This is a genomic window from Psychrobacillus sp. BL-248-WT-3 (genome assembly GCF_012843435.1).
Lineage (GTDB): Bacteria > Bacillota > Bacilli > Bacillales_A > Planococcaceae > Psychrobacillus.
Genome location: NZ_JABAFC010000004.1, coordinates 19722 through 45530 on the forward strand (window position 1 = coordinate 19722; position 25809 = coordinate 45530).

General features: G+C 37.3%; 21 protein-coding genes. 17 read left to right on the forward strand and 4 right to left on the reverse strand.

Annotated elements, in window-relative coordinates:
• Window positions 1-53: 53 nt before the first annotated feature.
• From essC to HF876_RS03890, 12 genes are all read left to right on the forward strand, one after another.
• Window positions 54-4532: a type VII secretion protein EssC gene (gene essC / locus HF876_RS03835; protein ID WP_169358740.1), complete on the forward strand. Its 4479-nt coding sequence runs from the start codon at window positions 54-56 to the stop codon at window positions 4530-4532.
• Window positions 4529-7375 carry a type VII secretion protein EsaA gene (gene esaA, locus HF876_RS03840; RefSeq protein ID WP_169358741.1) on the forward strand — a complete coding sequence of 949 codons (2847 nt, stop codon included), beginning with the start codon at window positions 4529-4531 and terminating at the stop codon, window positions 7373-7375. The genes essC and esaA overlap by 4 nt, the downstream gene beginning before the upstream one ends.
• Window positions 7365-7907: a type VII secretion EssA family protein gene (locus HF876_RS03845; RefSeq protein ID WP_169358742.1), complete on the forward strand. Its 543-nt coding sequence runs from the start codon at window positions 7365-7367 to the stop codon at window positions 7905-7907. The genes esaA and HF876_RS03845 overlap by 11 nt, the downstream gene beginning before the upstream one ends.
• A 2-nt stretch (window positions 7908-7909) precedes the next feature.
• Complete coding sequence (locus HF876_RS03850) at window positions 7910-8254, forward strand: YwqH-like family protein (RefSeq protein ID WP_240949620.1); 345 nt, start codon at window positions 7910-7912, stop codon at window positions 8252-8254.
• An 18-nt stretch (window positions 8255-8272) separates the two neighbouring features.
• Window positions 8273-8572: a YwqI/YxiC family protein gene (locus HF876_RS03855; protein WP_169358744.1), complete on the forward strand. Its 300-nt coding sequence runs from the start codon at window positions 8273-8275 to the stop codon at window positions 8570-8572.
• A 234-nt stretch (window positions 8573-8806) separates the two neighbouring features.
• Entirely contained in the window at window positions 8807-9265 is a 459-nt protein-coding gene (locus tag HF876_RS03860; protein WP_205963999.1) for a DUF5085 family protein, read from the forward strand.
• Window positions 9262-9711 carry a DUF5085 family protein gene (locus HF876_RS03865; protein WP_169358745.1) on the forward strand — a complete coding sequence of 150 codons (450 nt, stop codon included), beginning with the start codon at window positions 9262-9264 and terminating at the stop codon, window positions 9709-9711. The genes HF876_RS03860 and HF876_RS03865 overlap by 4 nt, the downstream gene beginning before the upstream one ends.
• 125 nt (window positions 9712-9836) lie before the next feature.
• On the forward strand, window positions 9837-11402 hold the full coding sequence (locus HF876_RS03870) for a ribonuclease YeeF family protein (RefSeq protein WP_169358746.1): 1566 nt from the start codon (window positions 9837-9839) through the stop codon (window positions 11400-11402).
• Window positions 11403-11555: 153 nt separating this feature from the next.
• Window positions 11556-12215: a hypothetical protein gene (locus HF876_RS03875; protein ID WP_240949612.1), complete on the forward strand. Its 660-nt coding sequence runs from the start codon at window positions 11556-11558 to the stop codon at window positions 12213-12215.
• Window positions 12216-12244: 29 nt separating this feature from the next.
• A complete protein-coding gene (locus HF876_RS03880) occupies window positions 12245-13042 on the forward strand; it encodes a hypothetical protein (protein WP_169358748.1) in 798 nt (265 codons plus the stop codon).
• A 27-nt stretch (window positions 13043-13069) separates the two neighbouring features.
• Window positions 13070-13891 (forward strand): ABC transporter ATPase, encoded by an 822-nt coding sequence (locus HF876_RS03885; RefSeq protein WP_169358749.1) that lies wholly within the window; start codon window positions 13070-13072, stop codon window positions 13889-13891.
• A gap of 7 nt (window positions 13892-13898) precedes the next feature.
• Complete coding sequence (locus HF876_RS03890) at window positions 13899-14708, forward strand: hypothetical protein (protein WP_169358750.1); 810 nt, start codon at window positions 13899-13901, stop codon at window positions 14706-14708.
• Window positions 14709-14873: 165 nt separating this feature from the next.
• On the opposite strand, the gene HF876_RS03895 is transcribed toward HF876_RS03890, so the two are convergent.
• Entirely contained in the window at window positions 14874-15074 is a 201-nt protein-coding gene (locus tag HF876_RS03895; protein WP_169358751.1) for a hypothetical protein, read from the reverse strand.
• Between the two features lie 187 nt (window positions 15075-15261).
• Between HF876_RS03895 and HF876_RS03900 the strand changes: the two genes are divergently transcribed.
• Complete coding sequence (locus HF876_RS03900; protein ID WP_169358752.1) at window positions 15262-15687, forward strand: HEAT repeat domain-containing protein; 426 nt, start codon at window positions 15262-15264, stop codon at window positions 15685-15687.
• Window positions 15688-15822: 135 nt separating this feature from the next.
• Window positions 15823-17424 carry a M20/M25/M40 family metallo-hydrolase gene (locus HF876_RS03905; RefSeq protein WP_169358753.1) on the forward strand — a complete coding sequence of 534 codons (1602 nt, stop codon included), beginning with the start codon at window positions 15823-15825 and terminating at the stop codon, window positions 17422-17424.
• A 114-nt stretch (window positions 17425-17538) separates the two neighbouring features.
• On the opposite strand, the gene HF876_RS03910 is transcribed toward HF876_RS03905, so the two are convergent.
• Window positions 17539-19251, reverse strand: coding sequence for a methyl-accepting chemotaxis protein (locus HF876_RS03910; protein WP_342567009.1), 1713 nt, complete (start codon window positions 19249-19251; stop codon window positions 17539-17541).
• 308 nt (window positions 19252-19559) lie between these two features.
• Between HF876_RS03910 and HF876_RS03915 the strand changes: the two genes are divergently transcribed.
• Window positions 19560-20045: a C40 family peptidase gene (locus tag HF876_RS03915; RefSeq protein ID WP_240949614.1), complete on the forward strand. Its 486-nt coding sequence runs from the start codon at window positions 19560-19562 to the stop codon at window positions 20043-20045.
• Window positions 20046-20484: 439 nt separating this feature from the next.
• Here the strand turns inward: HF876_RS03915 and HF876_RS03920 are convergent, their stop codons facing one another.
• The gene (locus tag HF876_RS03920; RefSeq protein ID WP_169358754.1) at window positions 20485-21588 is read right to left on the reverse strand and encodes a CdaR family transcriptional regulator; all 1104 of its coding nucleotides are present in this window, start codon (window positions 21586-21588) and stop codon (window positions 20485-20487) included.
• A 126-nt stretch (window positions 21589-21714) separates the two neighbouring features.
• On the opposite strand from HF876_RS03920, the gene HF876_RS03925 reads away from it, so the two are divergent.
• Window positions 21715-22851 carry a glycerate kinase gene (locus tag HF876_RS03925; RefSeq protein WP_169358755.1) on the forward strand — a complete coding sequence of 379 codons (1137 nt, stop codon included), beginning with the start codon at window positions 21715-21717 and terminating at the stop codon, window positions 22849-22851.
• A 4-nt stretch (window positions 22852-22855) separates the two neighbouring features.
• Window positions 22856-24199 (forward strand): GntP family permease, encoded by a 1344-nt coding sequence (locus tag HF876_RS03930; protein ID WP_169358756.1) that lies wholly within the window; start codon window positions 22856-22858, stop codon window positions 24197-24199.
• Window positions 24200-24325: 126 nt separating this feature from the next.
• On the opposite strand, the gene HF876_RS03935 is transcribed toward HF876_RS03930, so the two are convergent.
• Entirely contained in the window at window positions 24326-25780 is a 1455-nt protein-coding gene (locus HF876_RS03935) for an S-layer homology domain-containing protein (RefSeq protein WP_169358757.1), read from the reverse strand.
• Window positions 25781-25809 lie beyond the last annotated feature (29 nt).

Sequence of the window (25809 nt, forward strand, 5' to 3'; positions counted from 1 at the left end):
TTATTATTTGGCTATTTTAATAAACTATCAGGGTACGAAAGAGGGTGTTCAGGTTGTTACAGCTATGGGTATTTTATGGAGAAGATTATCAACGATTAGAGATAAAACAAAGAGAGTTTACAACACTAACCATTGGCCCTGCTATAGAGCATGATGTGACCGTCCAAAGTTTCCCTTTTCTTTTTGGAGAAATAAGGATTGAAAATAAGGAAAATCAATTAGTCCTTCACGACGGGGCACAGGAATTGGGAGTGTTGACAGAAGAAAGTGGTCTTGCAATTGAGCAGAGAGATAAGATCTTAAAAGTGTTCGTATCTTCTTTACCGGTTCAGACAAAAACTTATTTTATTGATTATACAAACGAAGTGTCATTCGACAGTCATGAGGAACAAGCAACCTTTCATCGTACGAATATTATGTTCCCTGAAGTGGAGACTGGTCACTTCTCTTTCAATAAAATCAATGATGGCTGGATTATCAAAAAGGATTTTGCATGTCCTTTATATCTAAACGGAAAACGTTGCGGTACTAACCAAATTATTCAGCTCGGCGATGTACTACAATGGGCATTTATGGAGATTAAACTGGTTCAAAGAGATTTAATCGAAATAGTGACAAGTAAGGAATATATAAGCCCGCTACCTGAAATAGAATTACCGAAAACGGAAAGATATGCTATGTACCCAGAATATAGAAGAACACCTCGAATGATTTATGACTTACCAGAGGATAAAGTATCTATCTCCTTTCCTGCTCAGGAAAGTGATGCAGCAGGTCGAGGATTATTGATGACGATTGCACTACCGCTTGTCATGCTAATCGCTATTGGAACGATTACCATTTTTGTTCCACGAGGGGTATTTGTCATCATATCGATCACGATGTTCATGGCTGTCCTTGTTACATCTACAATTAATTTCTTTAAGGAACGTAAAAAGAGAAAAGAAAACGAAGCGAAGCGAAGAAGAGTTTATGCGGCCTATATGGCAAATTTACGAGAAGAGCTGGATGGCTTATCGGAAAAGCAAAAGTTTGTGCTCGAGTATCATTATCCATCCTTTGAAAAAATGAAGATAATGACAGAGGAGTTATCGGGACGGATTTGGGAGAAAAGTTTAGAAAGCCATGACTTTCTGCAATTTAGATTAGGCATTGGGGATGTCCCATCAAGCTATGAAATAAAGCTTAGCTCTGGGGATTTAGCAAACAGAGAAGTGGACGACCTACTAGAAGAGGCGCAAAGAATGGAAAAGGTATATCAAACCATCCAATCTGCACCAATAACAACCGATTTACATCAAGGTATTTTAGGATTGATCGGTAAGGAAAATGTGGTCAAACGGGAGCTTCAACAAATAATTGGACAGCTAGCCTTTGCTCATAGCTATCATGATATTCGTGTGATTAATATTTTTAATCACAAAGAATACAAGGACTATGAATGGATGAAGTGGCTCCCTCATTCCACACTTCCAAACATGCATGCGAAAGGCTTAATCCATAATGAGGAAACTCGTGATCAGTTGTTGTCCTCACTTTACGAAATAATTCGGGAAAGAGATGTGGATGAGATGAAAGGGAAAGTAAGATTTACCCCTCATCTAGTATTTATCATTTCGGATACATCTTTAATAGCAGAACATGTCATCATGGAATACTTAGAGAAAAAGAATACAAAAGAATTAGGTTTCTCGGTAATTTTTGCTGAATCGGCTGAGGAACGGATGACCGAGAATGTTCATACACTCGTTCGATATGTAAATGATCGTGAAGGAGATATTTTAATAGAGGAAGGTAAGGCTGTAAACAGACCCTTCTATTTGGATGACTACGACGCTACAACTAATGAGCGATTCTCTCGTATGCTGCGAACATTGAATCACCAAATAGGTATGAAAAATTCGATTCCCAATTCAGTTAGCTTTTTAGAAATGTTTGAGGTAAAGGACGTAGAAGACGTTCCTGTTCAACAATATTGGAAGACAAATGAATCAGCTAAATCTCTTGCAGTTCCGATAGGGCTCAAAGGGAAAAAAGAGCTTGTTCACTTAAATCTACATGAAAAAGCACATGGCCCTCATGGATTGCTGGCTGGTACAACTGGATCAGGGAAAAGTGAATTTCTTCAAACATATATTTTATCACTTGCGGTTCATTTTCATCCGCATGAGGTTGCGTTTTTACTTATCGATTATAAAGGAGGGGGAATGGCACAGCCGTTCAAGAAAATCCCTCATCTGTTAGGAACAATAACGAATATTGAAGGTAGTAAAAACTTTAGTATGCGTGCCTTAACATCTATCAATAGTGAGCTTAAACGTAGACAGCGCTTATTTGATCGGTATGAGGTTGCTCATATCGATGACTATACAACGCTGTATAAAAACGGTCTTTCTCTTGAACCACTTCCACATCTTTTTCTTATCTCTGATGAGTTCGCAGAGTTAAAGAGTGAGGAGCCAGAATTTATACGGGAGCTAGTAAGTACTGCTCGTATTGGACGTAGCTTAGGAGTACATCTAATCCTTGCTACTCAAAAACCCGGCGGAATTATTGATGAGCAAATTTGGAGTAATGCCCGTTTCCGAGTAGCCCTGAAGGTTCAGGATGCGAACGATAGTAAGGAAATTCTCAAAAATAGTGATGCAGCTTCCATTACCGTGACAGGTAGAGGATATTTGCAGGTAGGAAATAATGAGGTCTACGAGCTGTTCCAATCTGCTTGGAGTGGTGCGCCGTATATGGAAGAAACGTTAGAAGGAGAAGAGGACATTGCAATTGTCACTGATTTAGGGCTAATTCCACTAACGGGCATTGAAACGAAGGTAAGTAAGAAAAAGAGTAAAATGACAGAAATTGAGGCAGTGACTGCTAAAATTGCTCAAACCCAAGAAGAAATGGCTATCCAAAAGCTCCAAAGTCCATGGCTGCCACCTTTGGCTTTAAGGATTACTCAGTCCAAGCATATAGAAGAAATGGAGGATGCCTTCCTACTTGGAATGATAGATGAACCAGAAAAACAGGCGCAAAATCCAATTTATTACGAATGGAAGAAGGACGGGAATGTAGGAATCTTTGGTTCCTCAGGTTATGGGAAATCTTATACATTATTAAGACTCTTACTAGGTATAGCAGACAATCTAAGCCCTGCCGAGGCTCACCTTTACATTTTAGATTATGGAAATGGATCTCTTCTTCCTATGAGGCAACTGCCACATACAGCTGATTACTTTACGATGGATGAGGAGTTAAAACGAGATAAGCTTATAAATATAATAAAGGATGAGATATCTAACAGAAAGATAGCTTTCCAATTGGCTGAAGTGAGTAATATCCATATGTACAATAAAGTATCAGAATCTCCATTACCTCTTATTTACATAGTAGTGGATAACTATGATATTGTGCGTGAGGAAATGGAAGAGCTAGAGGCACAGCTCATCCAGTTTGGTCGAGATGGACAATCATTAGGTATTCATCTGCTTGTATCTGCAACAAGAGTACAGTCCATTAGACAATCACTCATGAACAATTTAAGAACTAAAATAGTCCATTATTTAATGGATAGCACAGAGTCGTATGGTGTCATTGGAAGAGTTCCATTTGACTTAGAGCCTTTCCCAGGTAGAGCGATTATTAAAAAAGAAGAAGCGAAGTTTGCACAATTATTCCTCCCAGCACATGGAGTAGACGATTTCGAGATTTTAGAATCTATTAAGTCAAAAGTGCAAGCATTGAAGAGTGCTTATGCAGATATGCCTGCACCAAAGCCAATTCCAATGCTGCCGCTTGAGTTAAACAGCGACAACTTCCAAGACTATTTAGAGGATGACATAATGCCTGGAATAGTACAGCTTGGCTTAGATGAAGAAACAGTTAGAACGATTCCAATTAACTTTAATAAAAATCGTCATCTAATGCTGATTGGTCCGGTTCAAAGAGGTAAAACGAATACGATTAAGTGGTTATTACATCAATTTTTAGAAACGGAGAATGGCTTTATTGCTATCTTTGATTCATTTGATCGAGGTTTAGCAGCATTCTCAGACGAACCAAAAGTAGACTACTTAGAAACGAAAGATCGATTGATAGATTGGATTACCAACGTGGAGCAACATTATGTAGAAGTGGAAAGTAGCTATCTAGAAAGCTTGCAAAACGGACAATCACCAACAATCGTCCCTGCCTATTTCATCATTGATGGCTATACAAGATTTTTACAGCTCGCAGATGTAGGCATTCAGGATCGTCTATCTAAGCTAATGAAAAAATATACTCATCTAGGCTTTAATGTGATTATATCGGCTAACAACTCAGAAATTACAAAAGGCTTCGATGCATTTACGAATGAATTGAAGCTCGTAAGACAAGGATTAGTATTTATGAAAAAATCAGAGCAAACGCTGTATACAGTACCTTATGAAAGAAAAGAGGCAGAACTGCCTTTAGGTTATGCGCATTACGTATTCAATGGAAACGCCACAAAGGTGTTAATTCCGTTATGTAAGATGGAGAGGAAGATCACCCAATGAAAAATTTAAAGGGAACGGGATTATGGAAAATAGTTGCTGGGATTGTTCTAATATTAGCTCTCCCTATTTTGTTCTTTCAGCTGATGGGGGTCAGCATATTAGATTTAGACAATCCAAATAAAAGAGTTATTGCCATTGTCAATGAGGATCAGGGGATCATAAAAGGTCAGGAAAGTATTGACATGGGGGTAGAGGTAGTGACGATACTAGCTACCGATTCACCATATGAATGGAAGGTAGTCGGCCGAGGGGCAGCTGAAAATGGGTTGAAGTCTAATCAGTATGAGGCCATCGTTTATATCCCTTCTAATTTTTCTTCCAATGTAATGTCTTATGATCAGCAAAATCCGGAAAGAGCAGAATTCTCTTATAAGGTGCATTCACAAAAGGCTGGGCTACGAAAAGAGAGAGTGCTGCATGAGATCGAGTCAGCTACCAATCGTGTAAATGAAAAGGTGTCTACTCTTTATTGGACATACGTAGCACAGGAAATGGATCATATTAAAAAGGAATTTGCGAATATATTAGGTAAGGAAACTGAGTTTCTATCGACGATGTCAGCTTACTATAAGCCGGAATCTGAAACACTTGCTGAAGAAATGAAACGACAAAAGGAACAGATGGCTGGATTACTTTCAACAATGAGTTCAGCTAATAATTCTCACGCTGCAAGGATTGAAAATGCGGAAACTTTCGGAAACCAAATGACTGGATTTATCAGCTACGTCCAGCAATATAAAACGTTCCAGGATAGTCAAAAAGAAATTTTAAGACAAGTCCAAGATGACAGTCTTGCAAAGATAAAGGTTGCTGCCGCTTCTCAAGCAGAGCATTTCAATAAAACTGTTCAGCAGCTAGAAGATAGCAACGAAAAGTTAAATGATGAAATTTACAAAGTGAACAATATTATAGATGCCAACCAGGAGAAGTTCAATGCATTGTCTGAGCTCCGAAAAAGTGAGGTAGATCGCCAGCTTAATGACTTACTTGTCGTTCAAAAAACTGCAATCGATCGCTATAACTACTCGGTGCTTGCAAGCTTAGAAAAAGGAATTGAGGCAAGAAAGAACGGTACTGCTGTACTAGGGATAATGGATGTTGGAACTGATCCACAGCAACTAGTTCCAATCGGTACAGAAATGGAACAAAAGGCTGCAGCAAAAACAGGGACACTTCTTCCTACTTTAGAGGAGGAGCGTACAAAGGTTAATGAAATCCTTACAGCTCTACAGTCTTTAAAAACAAAAATAGCTGAAACAGATCCAGAGTCTACATTGTTAACTGATTTGGATCAGCTACAAGGTGAATTGACAAATGTCACCGCGCTTATTTCTCAAAAAGAAAACGTGTGGAGCAGTTCCAATCAAGAAGGAACAAATGATTATGCTACTGCTGCTAAGGAATATACAAGTCTTTTAACAGATTATCAGGCCGTATACAGGGAATATCAATCCGTGCAGCAAATTATAGACACCTACCCGGCTGATACGGTAAGGATAGGGTTGGAGATTAGTCAAAAAGAAGAAGCATTATTGACTCATGCTAATCTAACAGCCGAACAGAAAACTAGATTACAAGAGTTATTTAGTAAAAGAGTTACCAATACAGAGCTAAGCTCTTTATTGTCCTATTATGCAACTTTAGAGCAGTTTGAATATACGTTGAATGAAGGAGGGGAAAGCACCAACAAGGATGCCCTGCTAGAAGACGAAATTTTAACAGCCTTACTTAAAAATGTGGTAGATGTTAATGAAATAGAATTAGAAGGCTGGACTGCAGTAGAAGAAAGTATACCGGAAACTCAATTAGGAATGACCGATTTAAGCACAACCTTTGCTGCTATTATGTCCGGTCAAAGAGAAACAGTGGAAGGGCAGCATTTATCGTTACTAAATGATTTAGATACGATTGATAAGCAGGCGAATGTATTGCTGCAGCAAATTCAAAACCCAGCTACTATGTTAGGTGCAGAACCTCAGCAAACAGTAGGTGAGGGAGAAGTTGCATCCAGTCAACAAAATGTAAGTAATCAGCTAGTTTCTCTTAGTCAAATGATGAATACGTTATCGGACCGTCAGAATAACTTGGTAAATTACGCAAATGAATTGCACGCAAAAGCAGATAACATTAAAACTACATCTGATGAGTTTAGTAACAAATGGGAGATAAACGTGGATGCTATGTCTGATTTTGATGGGGACATACAAAGCTTCCTAGCAAACACTTATGTAGATGGACAGGAAAATGGTTATGCATTTAACCATTTTGTGAATCCGCTAGGAGTAAAAGGAGCTGCTGCTGTCTCAGAGGAAGGACAAAAGGTTCCACCAGTTATCTTATTTATCGTTCTACTGATTAGTAGTCTACTAATAGGTTACTTTACGTATCAATTAAAGGATGGGGCAGTTGGACTTCGTATAGCAATGACAATCATCTTATCTCTTTTAGTTGGGATTATTATTAGCCTATACAGTATTAATATGTACATCTTAAATGACGATCGTGCCATTCAATGGACGATATTTACGGTGCTATTACTATTAGCAAGTGCATCCATTGTTCGAGCGGCATTAGAGTTTGGTCAGGCAGCCGGGTGGCTAGCTGGAATAGTACTTATGTGTATTTACATTATTCCACTGCTGATTTTAGCAGTGCCAGATGTGAACGTACCTGATATTTTATCCAACGTGTATCTTTCAATAAAATATGAGGCTGAAACAAACTTTACGATAGGAGTAATCATTACAGGTGTTATAGCAATCATAATGCTAGTAGTATCCTATTTTGTAAGCAAGAACAATGGCCAAAACGCTACGACAGTAGATGAAGCGTATGAAGGCTAAAAAGGTCATTTTAGTGGTCCTCTGTACAGCGCTACTCTGTTTTCCTAAAAGTGGAGTAGTGCTAGCAGATGAAAATAAAACAATCGATGAATTAGAGCCTTTGTTATATGAAAAGCTAGAATTTAAGAAAAATACCGATTATCTACATGATGTGAAGAAAACAGAAATGAAAAACACGATTCCTATTAAGCAGTTTGATATATATTTTGATGGTAGGAAGAAGCTGCCTAATCGTACTGACTCATCTTTCCTTTTCCTAAGTGATGAAAGAGGTGAGAATAGTACGGTGGCAGCACGCTCCTTAGAATTAAAGCTTTTCACTTCTGGGGAGAAAGAGACAAGAACAAAAGGGAACTTCTCACAGCAACAGCAAGAAGGAAGTTCAAATGGCAACCTGCTCACACTTGTTTTCCTATTGATTATAGCCAGTGGGATTATTATTCTCTTTGTAGTATTTTTGCCAAAGCTCGCACAAACGTCAAACCGTACTCCAAAAAAGAAGAAGGGTATAAGGGAGGGTGAATTAATTTGATTATGTATTGGTATATGAAGCTAGCAGAAGTTAAAGCGAAGATAGCTAGGTTAAATGCGTGTCAAGCTTCTCTCACAGGGAAGCAGGGAGAATTTCAGTCCAATGAACCTAAATGTAAGGAACCGGAGCTTACTCCTACTACTTGGCATGGGACGCTTGCGACAGCCTTTGATGATATTCGTGAATCGGGAATACGTCAACCGTATTTAGAGATTATAGGAACTCAATTTAGTGCTGTATTTGATGCAATTGCCGCAAAAATTGCTGAACTTCAAGCAGAGATAGTTAGTATCCAAGCGACTATTGATCGGCTTTTAGCTGAGGAAGCGGCTAACAATATGAAATAATAGCGGGGGTGTATGTATATGTCAGAGGAAATAAAAATTGTTTATGCGGATGTAGAGAACCAATTAGAGCAAATGACAGCCTCAAATGAAGCGTTAAATCCTACAAAAGAGGCGCCAATTGAAGGAAATGTGCTAGATGTGGCTACTAAGTTAAATGAGCTCTCCGTAAATCTAGAAACTTTGTTAATTAAATATCAACAGTTATTAGGAGAAAATATCCTTACAACTACTAGTTCGGTTGAGTTTATGAAAGAGACCGATGAGACAATTTCTACTGGTATAAATGGGTCAGGTGGACATAAGATGCTAGCGAATTAACATTGACAATAGGAGAGGCTCTTCTATAAGCAGAAGAGTGTCTCTTTTTTAGAAAAAGAGCGGTTAGAAATTTTAAATATGCTAAGTCTATTTTTCATTTCTTTTGATACATTTACATATTTTAGTTAATTTCATTATTACGGTACCTCCAGAAAAAATATGAGATTTAGTATCTTAATATACGTTTGAAATTCGAGAAACCTTTAAAATAATCAGACGAAAGAGTGATCATCCATGGGAATTGAATTATGTTCTTTGCTATTTGACAATGTGCTTTCCTTTCAAGTAAAAGATAAAAAAGAAAATTGGCAAGAAGGAATATTCGAGTTGGAAAACTTTACGCTAAATAATGAAGTGTACAAAAATGGGCCTATCTTTTTTTCCTATAAAGAGTACGATAACGATGCAGAAACTGGTTTATTTAATTACTATTTACCAATAAGTACAGCAGTCGTATTAAATGAAGATGCTCATTTTTCATTTATCGAGCACTTAGAGGTTGAAAAGGCCCTGCTATTAAGACAAGCAGAGCAGGAAGTAGATTTCACGGCAGCCTATGACAAAGTAAAATCCTATGCAATAGAAAATGACATAGAGCTAGAAGATAACTATTATTGTGTCCTGTTAGATGTTTACGGTGAATTTATTATTGATTTATATGTACCTGTAATAGGGCAGGGGGCTGAAAAATGATAGTAGCGAACCATCAAATTGCCTATCGGAATGTAGCTTCTAAGCTTTATAATTTTCTCCCTGAAGAAATTGACTTAGCTATTGCCGATTTTATCCAAATTTTAGAGAAGTATAATTACACGCCTACAGGAACTATGTTCTTCTCAATCATTAGTGACCCTACCGCAGAGGTAATGACTGCACAAATCTTCCTGCCTATTGAAGAAAAATACTTCTCTGTGCCTGAGGAAGAGGCGGTCTTGTTTAGCAGCTATTTTCTTGTAGACAATCTGCTAATGACTAGAATTATGCATGACTTCGACATAAAATCACAGGAAAAATACTGGGAGCTATTTGGCTATGCAGAGCAGAAGCAGCTAACACAAAAAACACCCATTTTTGTCCAAATGAAACAAATGCATAACTCCGAAAAAAGCTTCGTAGAAATGAGTCTAGGTGTACTATAATCATTATTTTTTTAGTTGGTATGTTACAGGTGCCAGGCACCTGTAACATACCAACTAAAATCTAAGCGTAATGACTATCGATGTTTTGGATAGAAAATATAACACTGATTAGTGGAGGTATCCTTATGAAAGTCCTTGATGTTCGTCCTTTTCAAGACGGTATACAGCGAAACACAGATATGCTCACACGGGTAGAACAGGAAATGCAGCAAATTCAAAAGACAATCAGCGGTCTCGTCGCAATGGAGGATCATTTAAAGGGTCAGGGTGGAAATACCATTCGTGCATTTTACAACGATTGTCACATCCCTTTCCTTCAGTTTTTTACGATATTTCAAACAGGATTTAAGGAAAGGCTTTCTCAGATGAAGCTAGCTTTAGAGGGGTTAGAGCCAGATCCAAATGGTTATATTAAGCAAACATTTTTAGAGGGAGAAGTGGAAGAGGGACTAACCGCCATTTCTAAAATTACAGAATCACTTACAGACGAGTCTAATTCTATTATGGATCAGGTATCTGATATTGTTGCGCTCCCACATTTAAACGATAGTGAAGTACAGCAAGGCGTTAATGATTCTCGAAAAAAGAGAGATCTAACGGTTTCGGATTTATGTGAATTTGATATGACTCAAACGAATAATCTCCTTTTTGTTGAAAAGGATTTATTAAGTATGGAACAATGGTTATTAGACATTGAGGGCATGATGAATGATGGACTATCAGACATAGATTTCCAGGCGGATGTATGGAAGGACTATACGGCGGAACACCCCCTTAAAACCGAACTAGATACCCAAGACCCATCCTTAGAACATGTAGAGGATAAGGATCAGTCCAGTGACCCAAATGACGTGGCTAATACCAAAAGTGATGTGGATAAGATTAAAGAGGAAGTAGGGCTCCTAAAACGTATTAATACTGCTACTACTGGTCTAGTATCAAGTTATGGTATGTATCAAGCCGGTAAAAAAGGAGTGTTAAGAACTTCACGTGTATATGACTCGAAAACAGGAAAGTATACACATAAGATTCAGGCAAACGGTGAAGCATTGAAGCATTTAAAAGTAGTTCCTGATGCTGAAGCACTTAGAGACTTTAACAAAGGTCTTCCTAAGGGAGATAAAAAATGGAGTAAAAAACATCACGAAAAAGCAATAAATAATACTACGGATTTAAAGTATGCCACACAAAAACCAAATTCTAGTGGGTGGTCAACTACCGGGGATGAGGTATTAAAAAAACATCCTAATCTTGCATATTGGAATGACAAGGCTACTAGCGTTGAAAAAGCTAAAACTGTTGGTACCGCTACAGCAAAAGGAATAGGAAAGTCTTTTAAGGATATTGTAGACATTAAAGGAATGGCTCAACCTGGACTTAAAGGCGTAACCAAAGCATTAGGACCAATAGGAGCAGCAGCCAATTATTTTAGTAATTATAATACAGCTAAAAGTGAAGGGCTTAGTGGTGGGAAAGCAGCCGCCAGAGCAACAGTTGACACAGCTGTAGAGACTGCGGTTGGTGGAGCAGTCCAGACTGCATTTACCGTAGGTTTCACAGTTGCGATTCCTATTCCAGGTGTTGGAACTGCTATTGGTGTAGGTTTAGGGATACTTGCTAATATAGCATTGACTAGTAAGAAAGAGGGCGGAAAATCTGCTATGGATCATATTAAAGGATGGTTCCGCTAAAGAAAGTGTGGGTTTAAGATGAGATTAGTAGAAGAAGATTTTTCAGTATTGAGGGGACCGTTGGAATCGGGCAGACAGAGTCCAAGCAATATTAGTTTTGTTTTAATAATAAGTATATTTTTACAATCACTACTGTATGGAGTCCTCTCATATTTGACAAAGGGAGAGACTTTATTCCCTAATCATGAGAAAATTTTAAGTGTTCATTTATGGTTGACTATAATTCTAAGTGTATTTTCTATTATTTACTCCATACCTGCAGTATATAGAAAAAGTAGTAGAATCCAATATTTACTGAGTATCCTTGTTACGCATAATATGTCTACATTCCCTTTTTTACTATTGTCCCTGTTTTTATTAGGGTCTACATACGGGGGGGCAATAACTAGTACAAAATCTTTGTTAATGGTTACGTATGTTATTTTATCCCTAGGTTTATTTATTCTAATCTCCACATTTATACGTTTTTATATTTTGCTTAAAAAAGGCCAATATCGTAAGGGCTCTAAAAAGGATGAACAAAGAAGTAAATTAGAATCTATGTCATTTCTTCCAGGTGCTATTGCAGGTGGAGTTGGAGTAGTATTTGTTATACAGTATCTTGCTAAAAATTCAGCTTTCGATGATTCTAATTTTGCTATTCTCATTGTAGGGGGCATCCTCACCTTTTTTGTGATGATGTTCATTTTACCAGAACAACTAGTCATCTTATATTGTAAGTATAGATATAAGAGTTTTAATTTTAATGAGCGAGGCTATTTGTATTCCAGTGAGGATCAAAAGGTTAAAAGAAAACGAGGGATAGAAGCTTAATAAATGAATGGAGTTGACTCATTAAACTAATGGGTAGATTAAGGGAGGAAGATTTTGCAGTTTTAAGAGGACCGTTAGAATCTGGCAGACAGAGTCCAGGAAGTCTTGGATTTGCATTAATACTAGGTATTTTTATACAAGCATTAATGTTTGCTTTACTCTATTTTATGGTGAAGGACGTTACCACATTTCCAAATAAGGAAGAGATAATGAATTTTTATTTTTGGCTTACTGCCGTCTTAATTGGATTATGTGTGCTTTATTCCCTTCCCTATGTTTATAACAGAAGCGGAAGAATACAATATCTAATTTCAATTATTGTTACACAAAATATGTCATCCATTCCTTTTTTACTTGTATCCTTGTTTTTAATAGGGATGGAAAATGGGGGCATAAACACGAATAAAGACTCTTTATTGCAAATCACCTATATTATTTTGGCTATAGGAATTTTAATATTTATAGTTACGTTTATCCGTTTTTATATTTTGCTAAAGAAAGGTCATTATCGAAAAGGCTCTAAAAAAGATGAACAAAGAAGTAAATTAGAATCTATGTCCTTTCTTCCAGGCGCAATAGTAGGTGGAATTGGACTAGTATTTGTAATTCAGTACATCTCCAAAAACTCCAATTACGATGACAGTAACACTATTGCTATCATTATTGGGGGAATCCTTGCATTTTTCGTAATGATGTTCATATTACCCGAGCAGCTAGTCATCTTATATTGTAAGTATAAATATAAGAGCTTTAATTTTAATGAACGAGGCTATTTGTATTCTAGTGAGGATCAAAAGGTTAAAAGAAAACGAGGGATAGAGGCTTAAAAATGAATGGGGAGTTTAGAAAGACTAATGGGTAGATTAAGGGAGGAAGATTTTGAAGTATTAAGGGGACCGTTAGAATCTGGTAGACAAAGTCCAGGAAGTTTAGGGGCAATATTATTTATAACAGTTTTTCTACAAGCCTTAGTATTTTTATTAGAATATTTCATGGTTGGTCCAAATACAGTGTTTCCTTATAAAGAGAAAATTATAGAGATTCATTTATATTTTACAGTTGCTTTAATTATACTGTCGCTTGTTTTTGCTATACCAATAGTTTATAGAAAGTTTGATAGAATTCAGTATTTAGTCTCTATATTAGTTTCGCAAAATTTATTATCCTTCTCTTTGTTTATCTGTGCCCTATTTTTAATTGGAGAGGATACAGGGGGAGAAGTGGTAAGTGCAGAAAAATTGCTCAAGGTTACATATCTTATCCTTAGCTGTGGTTTCTTGGTCTTCTTCGCTACATGTATAAGATTTTATATTTTATTGAAAAAAGGACATTATAGAAAGGGAAGCAAGAAGGATCAGATTAGAGGTCAACTAGAAAAAAATACTACTCTTCTAATTTTTCCTGCTGTTGTCTTTGGTTTAATTATAGTGCTCATTATGCAATATGTTGTAAGAGTAATGCCTGAGTTTAATATAGACTCTGTTTTAATCATTACGATTGGTATCGGTCTCTTTTTTGTCATGCTGTTTGTCCTACCTGAGCAGTTAGTCATCTTATATTGTAAGTATAAATACAAAAGCTTCAATTTTAATGAGCGAGGCTACTTGTATTCTGTAGGAGATCAAATGCTTAAGAGAAAACGAGGGAAGAAGCTTAGCAAAGAGATTAGGAGTTGACTAGTAAATGAGGGGCCAATTAAGGGAGGAAGATTTTGAAGTATTAAGGGAACCGTTAGAATCTGGTCGCCAAAGTAGAGAAAGTATTAGTGTTGTATTAATACTAGGTATTTTTTTACAAGCGTTAATGTTTGCCTTAAATTATTATTTAGCAGCACCTTACTCTCTTTTTCCGTTTAAAGAGGAGATAATTAACATACATTTTTGGCTTACTGTTGGTTTAATAGGGTTGAGTATTGTGTATTCTATCCCGTTTGTTTATAAAAGAAGTGAAAGGATACAGTACGCACTTTCCATTTTGGTTTCCCATAATGTCGGTACTATTCCATTCCTGATTATTTCCCTATTTACTATAGGTTTGGAGGACGAGGGAATGACAAACAATGCGGATACATTAATGCAAATTGCCTGCGTTATTTTAGCAGTAGCACTCTTATTCTTTATTATTATAATGGCACGTTATTATGTATTGCTTAAAAAAGGTCACTATCGAAAAGGCTCCAAAAAAGAAGAGCAAAGAAACGAACTAGCAAACATGTCGTTTGTTCCTAAAGTAGTATTAATAGGGGGAGCTGTATTTATACTTATAACGAAGTGGATCTCTCATAACTCTAATTACTACGACAGCAGTACTCCGGGTATCCTTGTTTTGGGCATGATTGTATTTTACGCAATGATAGCAGTCTTACCGGAGCAGCTAATCATTTTATATTGTAAGTGTAAGTATAAGAGTTTTAACTTTAGTGAGCGAGGTTACCTTTACTCCATAGGAGAACAAAAAACTGAGCGAAGAAGAAAACCAAGGATAGAGGCATAACACTATGTTACAGGTGCCTGGCACCTGTAACATATCATAAAAAAGCATATAAAAAACGCATCCGTTTTTAAATAGGGGTGCGTTTTGCTTTTAAGGGAAATGTATTTTATTTTGAGGGTTGATTTTAAAAACTCATAATTATTAGGACAGAGGAACGGTGCTTCATTATCGTTGTTTTTTGACTTGAATTCTTGCTACTTGGTTTAAATTGATAGTGTATTTATTTTCAGTTTCCACGAACATTCCACCATTTATGTATTCGCGCTCTGCTGTTCTAATGTCTGTGTTTGTTTCAAATAATAGTTGATGGCCATCGTGAAAGGACAATAAAAATTTATATTTTTTTATTTCATCGACGTTTTTCAACCAATCACCTCCTTTTTGAAATTGTATCATTTATATGTATTAATTACGATATAATTGGGAATTATACAGTATTATTTAATTGCTTTTTTAAGGTAAATATAAAAAATAGGTTTTAATGAGCACATAGTATATAATTAATGGACAAACATAATGTGTTTAAGATGAAATTTAAAGGAGTATGAATTGATTGAGTAAAAAGTCTATAAAAAATGAGTTACCAGAAAACTATGAGGATCTTAAAAAAGCAGCTAACCGTACTGGAAGCTGGAGAACTCGTTTAAGTGCTGTTGAAGAGTTGGGAAATTATAATACAAGCCAAGTGATTGATATACTAAAAGTAAGATTAGACCATGACCCAGTTTTTCAAATTCAAGAAGAAGCATATCGCTCATTGCTTGAGTTAGGGGAAGATGTCGTATTACCAAAGCGTAAAAAATTCGAATTGGTAAAAGGAGCAAATAAAGTATTTGTTCGTGTGAAAAAGAGCTTACCAAAAGATCATACGATTGACGACTACTTAACTAAGCTAAAAAGAATGCGTATCGATGTATATGATGCGTATGAAGGTGAAAAAGGCTTAGAATGGCTAGAAGAAGAATGGAAAAAATTATAAGGAATTCTGGAAAAGGTCAATTTGCATTGACCTTTTTTTGTATATTTATGGATGAAATATTACAGGTGCCAGGCACTTGAAATAATGTAAAATAAACTATATAAATATAAAAAATATTTTGTTAGGAGGATTAGTATGAATAAGCTTTTATGGGATACGCCAGATCGACTGCGTGAATTATTGTGTGAGCTTGTGAGCTGGAATAGTATTACGTTAACGGATGGAGAAAGGGAGTTTGCGCCTAAGTTAATAGAGAAGATTCGAGAGCTTGAATATTTTCAAACTCATCCGAGTCAGCTCCAGCTTCATGATGCAGGCTTGGGAAGACAGGTAGTGACGGCTTTATATAAGCATCCTTCTGCAACAGAAACGGTTGTTCTTATTAGTCATTTCGATACTGTGCAGACAGAAGAATATGGTACTTTGGAGCCTTTAGCTTATTTTCCGGAGGAGTTAACTAGAAAGTTAATGGAGAATCCTAGTGAGCTACCAGAAGATGCTCAGGAAGATTTGGCGACCGGCAAGTATTTGTTTGGCCGTGGAACGATGGATATGAAGATGGGATTAGCCTTACATATGCAGTTGATTGAAAAAGCTACTGTGGAAGAATGGCCAATTAATTTAATTCTTACAAGTGTACCGGATGAAGAGGTAAACTCTGCTGGTATGCGTGCGGCTGTTACTCAGCTAGTACGAATTCGTGAAGAGTTTAATTTATCATATAAGCTGTTTTTAAATAGTGAACCTTCGTTTTCACAGGTGCCAAAGGATATTGACGAGTATATCTATTCTGGTACGATCGGTAAAATTATGCCCGCTGCGCTGTTTTACGGAAAGGAAACTCATGTAGGAGAGCCGATGAAAGGGATGACGGCTAACTATATTGCTTCTTTCTTAACACAGCGAATGGAATATAACCCTATATTTACAGAGCATGACCTTGGAGAAAGTACTCCGTTGCCAGTTTCTTTACAGCAAAAGGATTTGAAAATGTCTTATTCAACGCAGACACCGTACCGAGCAGTTGCTTTGTACAACGTGTTTTTATTAAGAAGAACTGCTTCTGACATTATGGATCTGTTTGAACAGGTTGCGAATGAGGCAATGGACGCTTTAAATAAAACCTATCAAAAAATTTGTGAAAGGGAGCAGGTCCAAGGAATTGGACAGGTCAGAGTTTTGAAATATGACGAGCTGCTTGCGTATGCCAATAAAAAATTAGGGATAGAGGAAGTTCAAAGACTTAAGCAAGAAGTACTTGAGGAAGAGGAATGGGACGATCGTGAAAAATCACTTCGAATAGTAGATAACCTCATGATTCAATGCCAGGAGCTTTCACCAGCTACCGTGTTGCTCTTTGCTCCACCATATTATCCAGCGGTTAACACATCCAAGGATCCACTGATTATAGAAGCGGTGGAGCTAATGAAGCAATCTGCACAAACCTTTAATAACACAATTAAGCAAATCCATTATTTTAATGGAATATGTGATTTGAGTTATGTAAATTATGAGGACGATGGTAACGGCTGGACAGCATTTGAAAGCAATACACCAGTGTGGGGAGATACCTATGATATCCCATTCGAAGATATGGCAAAATTAAAAGGACCAGTGCTTAACGTGGGCCCATTTGGCAAGGACCCTCACCAAAAAACAGAAAGACTACATATAGACAGTGCTTTTGTTGAAATGCCAGTAATGCTAGAAACCCTTATTAAAAGCTTATACAAATAAAAAAATAGACGCTCCTCTAACGGGGCGTCTATTTTTGTGTCTTCTGAAAATATATTACAGGTGCCATATATATTACAGGTGCCAGGCACTTGTAATAATATAAGTAAGTAATCGTTAGAGTTTAAATTTGTTTATGAGGTTGTGAAGTTGTTGTGCTACTTCGGATGTTTCAGCGGAATGCTGTGAAATCTCGTCTATAGAGGCAGAGGTTTCTTCTGTTACGGCTGAAATGGTTGTAGTCACTTGTTCAATTTCTCTTATAGATTCAGTTAGATTTTCGATAAGATCTACTACTTGCTTCGAGTTAGCAGCTTCCTCAGTTGTCATCTTAGATATCCTTGAGATTTCCTCTACTGTCTTCCCGACAGCTGTAGAGATATTCTGTAAAGATTGAGAAGTTTGCTGAACGGTTGCATTTCCAGTTTCGATTAGTTTGGTGCTGGTGTCCGTAGAGGTTACTACGTGTGAGATGTTTTCCGTTATCTCTTTTACGATTTCTTCTACTTGTTTAACCTCTAAGTTAGACTGTTCTGCTAGCTTGCGAACTTCTTCTGCTACAACTGCAAATCCTTTTCCATGCTCACCAGCACGAGCTGCTTCTATAGAGGCATTAAGTGCCAGTAGATTTGTTTGAGCTGCTATGCCGGCGATGGACCCAGTAATTTGCTGTATTTTATTAGTTGCTTCGTCGAGCTTCACAATCATTGCGCTAGTTTCAATGGAAGCATTTCTTATTTTATTCATGTCTCGACTAGTTTCTTCGGCTTTCTTGAGGCCTTCTTGAGCAATCTGCATAGTGGTCATCGATTGTACCGAGCACTGGTCCGCAGTTTCCTTTGAATGCTGTAGGCCGGTAGCTAAATTATTTAAGATAACGGTTGAGCTTTCAGCAGATGCAGTACCCGTTGATATAGATGCAACATTTTCGCTCATATTATTGGCGATCTGATGCGCTGCTTCCTTCATTTCAATCAAAGAGGCTGTAGTTTCTTCTGCATTTTTCATTAATTGGGAGGAAGTGTTTTGAATCGTTCCAATCATCGTACGTAAGTTACCAGCAAGTGTATCAAGCGTCCTACTTAAGTTTCCAACCTCATCCTTGCTTGAAAAATTTGTGTCTTTAACGGATAAGTTTCCTTTAGCAATCTCTTCAGCATGAGCAATCAAAACAGATAAAGGCTTTGTTTTTCTTCTAATTAAAAGAAGAGTAACTATAGATGCTAACAATAAAGGAATAATACTTAATAGTAATCCTTTACTAACTACATCCCATGTTCTTTCAGAGACGATGTCCGCATTAAAATCTATTACACTAATAGCAACAATTTTTTTCGAGGGGTCATGATCCTCGAAAATTGGAGCATAGCCAGACAAACGATTCATCCCAGCGTACTCATAGCTTTCTGAGTAGGTAGGGTGTCCCATCTTGACAAGCATATCAATCGCTTCTTGATCTATGTAAAATTGATCTCCTGCATTAAAACCAGTTTCTTTTAAGTTATCATCAGTAGCTAATAGGTTTCCTTCTAAGTCAATTATATATTGTGTCTCAAAAATATCTTTATGAGCAGTAGTCCAGTTTAGCTGCTCACCTACGCTTTTAACGGCAGCAGTGTCTCCAGCAAGTATTTTATTAATATCTTCAGGTGTAATTAAACCAGTAGTAATATTAGCACAACCATATGCTTCAATCCCAGCTGCTTTGTAAAGTTCGCCATAGGCAGTTTTATAAGTAGCTACAGAAGTAATCGTAAGCATAACAATCATTACCCCGACGATAATTGTCCCGAGATGTAGAGTAAGTGTATTTTTCCATTTCAGTTTCACAATAGTAATCTCCTATTCTTTTTTGGCAAATAATAGTTAACCCTCTATTTATAACACATATATCCTATGGATAGATAGAGGAAAATAATAAGAATATTATAATTCATGCTAATAAATTAGGCATATTGTACTTATTTATTCAAATTTAAAACGGGAGGAGAGTCTTAGTATATTTTTCGGCTTGTAATCTTATTGTTACACAACTGTAAAATCACTAATGTTTAAACCGTGTTAGTATGGGTATAGAGAAATTTTTAACGAGAAAAAATAGAGAAATTTTTCAATACTTCTTTGGGGGAACATCAAAATTGACTTCTTTGTTTAAAAAACTAATCACGATCTTAACACTAACTCTAGTTTTAGCCATGGGAACATTTGCGGGAAATACAGAAGCAGCTAGCTCTGTAAAATCCAACGAAATAGTATCAAGTGCGAAAAGTCTAATTGGAACTAAATATCGTTATGGTGGCACAACGAAGGCAGGATTTGATTGCTCTGGATTTATTGGGTACGTGTACAAAGGTAAAGGTGTCTCTCTTCCGAGAACTGCTGCTGGAATGTACAGTAAAGGAACGCCAGTAAAAAAAGCTAAACTAGCAGTTGGGGATTTAGTATTCTTCAATACGACTGGAAAAGGTGTTTCACATGTTGGAATGTTTATCGGGAATGGCCAATTCATTCATGCTTCATCATCAAAAGGTGTAAGAATCGATAAAATTAATGATCCTTATTACTGGGGTAAAAAATACGTAGGCGCTAAAAAAGTTGCTAACGTTCAAGTAGCTAAAAAATAATAAAATATAAATAATGTAACCGTTTCGGCTAATGAGCTGAAACGGTTTTTTCGTTGAAATGTAAATTTCTAGTTTTTGAAAGCTTTGTTAATGTTATTGGTTGATTTTGACAAACAATTCTTTTTTATAGTGACTGTTAACATAAACAAAGGAACTTTCAAATGGCTATTAAGAATATTAAAAAGATGATGAAATAGGTGTTGGTGATAGTTTTTCAGCTTTGTTTATGCTTGTAAATTTATTAGCGCTTTATCGATGCTATAGCTGCTCCATTTATTGATTGGAGCACCAGACGGCGACTCCTACGGGATGAGTGAGACAGATAAGACCTCACAACCACGCGCGTAAGCGATGGGTGGGGGCTTATCGCTCACCCCGAGGAAAGCGTCCGGCTGGTGCGAACAATCAATTCTACTCTCTGATCTAAGATTTCTTTGTATCATAAATCAACCCTACTCTTTAACATAGTCTTTTTTAATAACAAAGCTAACTGAAGTGCTAGGGCATCCTGAAAGTTAGTAGGATTATAACCTGTTACTTGTGCTATTTTGTTTAAACGGTAGGTGAGGGTGTGGCGATGAATCCCAAGTTCCTCAGCACAAGTAGAGAGCTGAAGACTGCAATCAAAATATTTCTGCAAGGTAGTTTGTAGTTTAATATCCAGTGGCTCTAGCATTTTTTTTGTATAGGTTTGAACCTCAAAGGAATCTTTGTTTTTAAACAGAGAGTAAATTTCTACCTCCTCGAAGGAAATGACTGGCTTGTTAGGATTCCCGTATTGAAGCGCGAGCTTGGCTGTTCGGTAGGCATAATGGACTTGCTCTAATAATTGCACTTCTCTCCCTAGCCCAATGGAAAGAGAATAATATTTCTTTAGTTTTTCTGCTAATAAGGTAACTTTGCGAGTGAATGTTGTTTTATCCAAGCCAGAAATTAAAATAAAATGCTCGCTCGCTTGGTAATGACCGACTAATATAGAATCTGTTTCTAGATAGTATTCTATTTCCTGAATAATATTTTGATAAGAGGAAGACTCTGGATCTACCTCAAGCATCATTGCATAAAATGGGGCTTTGTTTTGAAAGCCTATTTTGTTGAGCCTTTCCTGTAAATATTTCTGGATTGGCTGTCCACTCATTAATTCTTCGAAGACGAGCTCTTGTATTTTCCGCTTCCATTCTCTCTCGGAGACTATCAATGCTTGATGGACCATCATTTCAGTTGTTAACTGGAGAAGTGTTGCTATCTCCTCCAAGTCGGCTGGTTCTCCCGTTACTCCAATGATTCCGACTATTTCATTTTGATAGAATATAGGTAAATTAATGCCACACTTTGTTCGGGGAAAAAGATGATTATTATCCTTTGTAATCCTTAGTGGGGACTTAGTTTTAGCTACTTCAATAGCACCTTCATGTATATGATTTACTCTTAGCTCGTCGCCAGAGGCAAGTATGACTCCGTTTGTCTGCATAACGTTAATATTTCTATGAAGACGAAGCATAGTTTGCTGTACTATTTGTTCGGCTAATTGCTTGGTTATCAATTGAATCACCTCAATGTATAAAAAACTAGCTGTTATAATACAGTTAAATTATACAATAAGTATAATGTAATCATTTTTTCTTTGCAATATAATCTTTGTAAGCGCTTTAATCGGAGGAGAGAATATATGAAAATTGTTATTAGTCCTGACTCTTACAAGGGTTCATTGTCAGCAACTGAGGTTGCTAGGGCTGTTTCCAACGCGATTCATGAGGTTGATCCATCTATTGAAACTGTATTACTACCTGTAGCAGATGGTGGGGAAGGAACGCTTGAACCCCTTGTCATTGCAACTGGTGGAACATTTGTAACTGCAACCGTTCAAGACCCGTTAGGAAAACAAATAGAGGCGGTTTATGGGGTGTTAGGAGACAAAGAGACTTGTGTCATTGAAATGGCGAGAGCTTCTGGTTTGACTCTATTGTCGCAAGCTGAAAGAAATCCGCTAAAGACATCAACGTTTGGTACAGGTGAACTGATTCGTCACGCGCTCGATCAAGGATTCCGGAAGTTTATTGTTGGAATAGGGGGGAGTGCAACGAATGATGGCGGGGCAGGGATGCTACGTGCATTAGGGGTTGAATTTAGGAATAAAGTAAAAGAAGAAATACAAGCTGGGGGAGGCTCTCTTGTAAATCTGGAAGAGATAGATATCAGTCGAATGGATAAGCGAATTCAAAGTTCACAGTTCATACTAGCTTGTGATGTGGATAATCCTTTATTAGGCAAAAATGGAGCTACGGCTGTGTTTGGTCCACAAAAAGGGGTAACTCCACAAATGGAGGACCAGCTAGAGAATGGTTTAAAGAACCTTGCAAATAAAATAGCTGAAGTGAAAGGTATTAGGGTGCATCAGATGCCAGGTGCGGGTGCAGCTGGAGGACTTGGAGGTGCTTTTCTTGCTTTATTTCCTGTCCAATTAAAGCCAGGTATAGAAGTTGTCATGGAGTCCATTCAATTTGAAAAGCACTTAGAGGATGCAGACCTCGTCATTACAGGAGAAGGTAAAACGGACAGACAAACTCTCTCTGGTAAGGCTCCGATGGGAGTTGCTGTTGCTGCAAATAAAAGAGGAATTCCCGTTATATTGCTCTCGGGCTTTATAGAGAAAGAAAGTAAAGTAGACTTGTCTACCTATTTTTCTAAGCTTGTTAGTATAGTAGACCATTCAGTAAGTGTGGAAGAATCCTTAAAAGACCCGATTCATTATTTAACTGTAAGAACTAAGGAAATAATGCAAGCCATTCTAAAGGAAGAGGTGTAAGGTCATGTTGTTTTTAGTTATTTTGTTAGGAGTTGTTTTTGTTGTAGTGGCAACTGCAGTGTTCAAGCTACATCCCTTTTTGGCTCTATTAATCAGTGCCTTCTTTGTAGGTATTGCTTCTGGTATGCCGCTGCTAACTGTTGTAGAGAATGTTAACTCTGGCTTTGGCGGTTTGATGACGAGTATCGGGATTGTAATTGTTGCTGGAACAATCATAGGGGTTATTCTTGAAAAGTCTGGTGGAGCTTACCGAATGGCAGAGGTTGTCCTTCGTATTCTAGGTGAAAAAAGACCGCAGCTTGCCATGTCCATCATAGGGTTTATCGTATCAATACCTGTATTTTGTGATTCTGGATTTATTATTTTATCAAGTTTACAAAAGTCATTAGCAAAACGTGCGAAGGTCAAGGTAGCATCTATGGCAGTAGCTTTGTCTACAGGACTTTATGCAACGCACACATTAGTGCCTCCAACTCCTGGACCAATCGCAGCAGCAGGGAATATTGGAGCAACAGATTATCTTGGAACTATAATTTTGGTCGGTTTGTTTGTAGCAATTCCTGCCACTATCGTAGGTTATTTATGGGCCGTGAAGGTTGGGACGAAAATAGACGTGCCAGCGGATCAGGAAGATGCACTGGATTATGAAGAGGTTATTAAATCCTTTGGGAAAATGCCATCTACCTTTAAAGCTTTTTTACCAATCGTACTACCAATTTTATTAATCGGCACGGGCTCAGTTGCAGCGTTAGTTGGCGATGAATCAGGATTAACGAATTTCTTGAGATTCCTTGGTTCTCCAACTGTGGCACTATTGTTCGGTGTATTAGCTTCCTTCTTATTGCTACCTGAAATTAGTGAAAAAACGCTGTCTGGTTGGATTGGTGAAAGCCTTAAGGAAGCAGCACCAATTTTATTAATCACCGGTGCAGGAGGAGCGTTTGGTACAGTTATTAAAAACTCTGGAGTAGCAGAGCTTCTACAGGAAATGGACTTAGGGGTATTGGCTAACGGAGCATTATTCTTACTAGTACCATTCCTTATTGCGGCAGCTCTTAAAACAGCACAAGGCTCCTCAACAGCTGCTCTAGTTATTACTTCATCACTAGTAGCGCCAATGTTACCAACTCTAGGTATAGAGGGTGCATTACCGTTAGCGCTAGTTGTTATGGCGGTAGGAGCAGGAGCGATGACAGTGAGCCATGTAAATGACAGCTATTTCTGGGTAGTGACCCAATTTAGCGGCATGAAGGTTACTGATGCGTACAAAGCACAAACAATGGCAACTCTACTCCAAGGTATTACAACAATCATCGTTACAGCAATCCTTTGGTTTATATTTGTGTAATATGTTACAGGTATGTCTAGGTCACCTATGTTACAGGTGCCAGGCACCTGTAACATTATTTTCAATCAAGTGAAAAACCCCATCTAGAACCGGTGCATTCGCCGGTGTTTAGATGGGGTTTTGAGTTTAGTTGAAATTAATCATGTCATCGCGATAGTTTTGTTTTAGGTCAGATTCAAGGAAGTTCATATATCTAACAAGTAGCTGTGATGCTTTTCCTCTTGTAAGGACTTCGTTAGGGTTGATGCGATTTTTTCTATCTGGATCAATTAGACCTAGTTCACTTGCGACATAGATACTATCCTTTGCTAATTTTGGTATTTTGTTGTCGTCAATAAACTTCGTTGTGTAACCAGGGGTTGGTGCACGTCCCTCTAATCCAAGAGAGCGAATAATAATAGTTACTGCCTCTGCTCTAGTGATAGATTTATTTGCTCCAAATATGTCAGCATTCACTGGAGTTACAATTTCTTTATTTAGTGCGCTTTCAATATATACATAGTTCGGATCATTAATATCTAAATCTGAAAATAATGCTTTTCGTATATTCTTCTTGTTTTTTGGTTTTTCTTCTAGTACACGCAAGTCTACAGCTTTAGCCACAGCTACAGTGAAAAGGTCTTTTTTCATTGCTGCATCAGGAGAGAAGAAGTTACTTGTTTCATCAAAAATACCTAAAGAATATAGTTTTTCAATATTTGGCTTGGACCAATGCTTTTCAATATCACGAAACTTAGGGACAATAAGTCTTTCGATAGTTGGTGTTTTATCTTTATTGATGTATGCAGTCCCTGTTGTGTTGTATGGATTAAACGGAATCTGATAATCATACTCTGCTACCATGTTTGACTTGCTTACAACTGAGTGACCACCTACAAAGCTAGATAGGGAGGGGATATGCTTCTCGTATTCTAATACTCTAGATTTACTGTCCGAAACCTTGCTAGTTACAAATGAAGTCCCTTGTGGGGAATCTATTTCGTAGTCAATCAACTGAGTGTCAGTGGAGCCCCAGAAATTTTTGTAGCCAACATTATTTCCTTCCATATAAACAGTAATTAAATCATTAATTGTTTCTCTGTCGATTTTTTGACTACGCTTATAAATCTTTCTTGCAATTATATTCCCCGAATAATAATCAGTTGCTGGGCGGTTATCGATAACCGAACCTTGAGAAAATTGATAATCATCTAAGGTAAATGTCGATTTATCAGCTAAAGTTACTTTTTCGGAGTAGCTTTTAACTGTAGTTTGAGCCGTAGTTTGATTTTTTTTAACATGAGTAGTTAAATTAGTAACGTAGACGACGCTTCTTGTTAACTTATCTCCATATTGATTACTTAAATTAAATTTATAAGTAGAAGTTAATTGGTTTTTACTTTCTTTTTCAGAGACGGTTGCTTTCCCTGTAAATGTAATTGGAGAGCCGTTTAGAAAAAATACCTCTTCATAAGAATACTCGTCTAAAATGCCACCATTAAAATCTGGAACCTTCGCGCTAGCTTCATTTGTCCCTAAGTTTAGTATAAGGAATAAAGCCATCAGGGTAACAATCGTCTTTTTTATAAGTTGATTTTTCATATGTATCCTATTTACCTCTTTCTCTATGT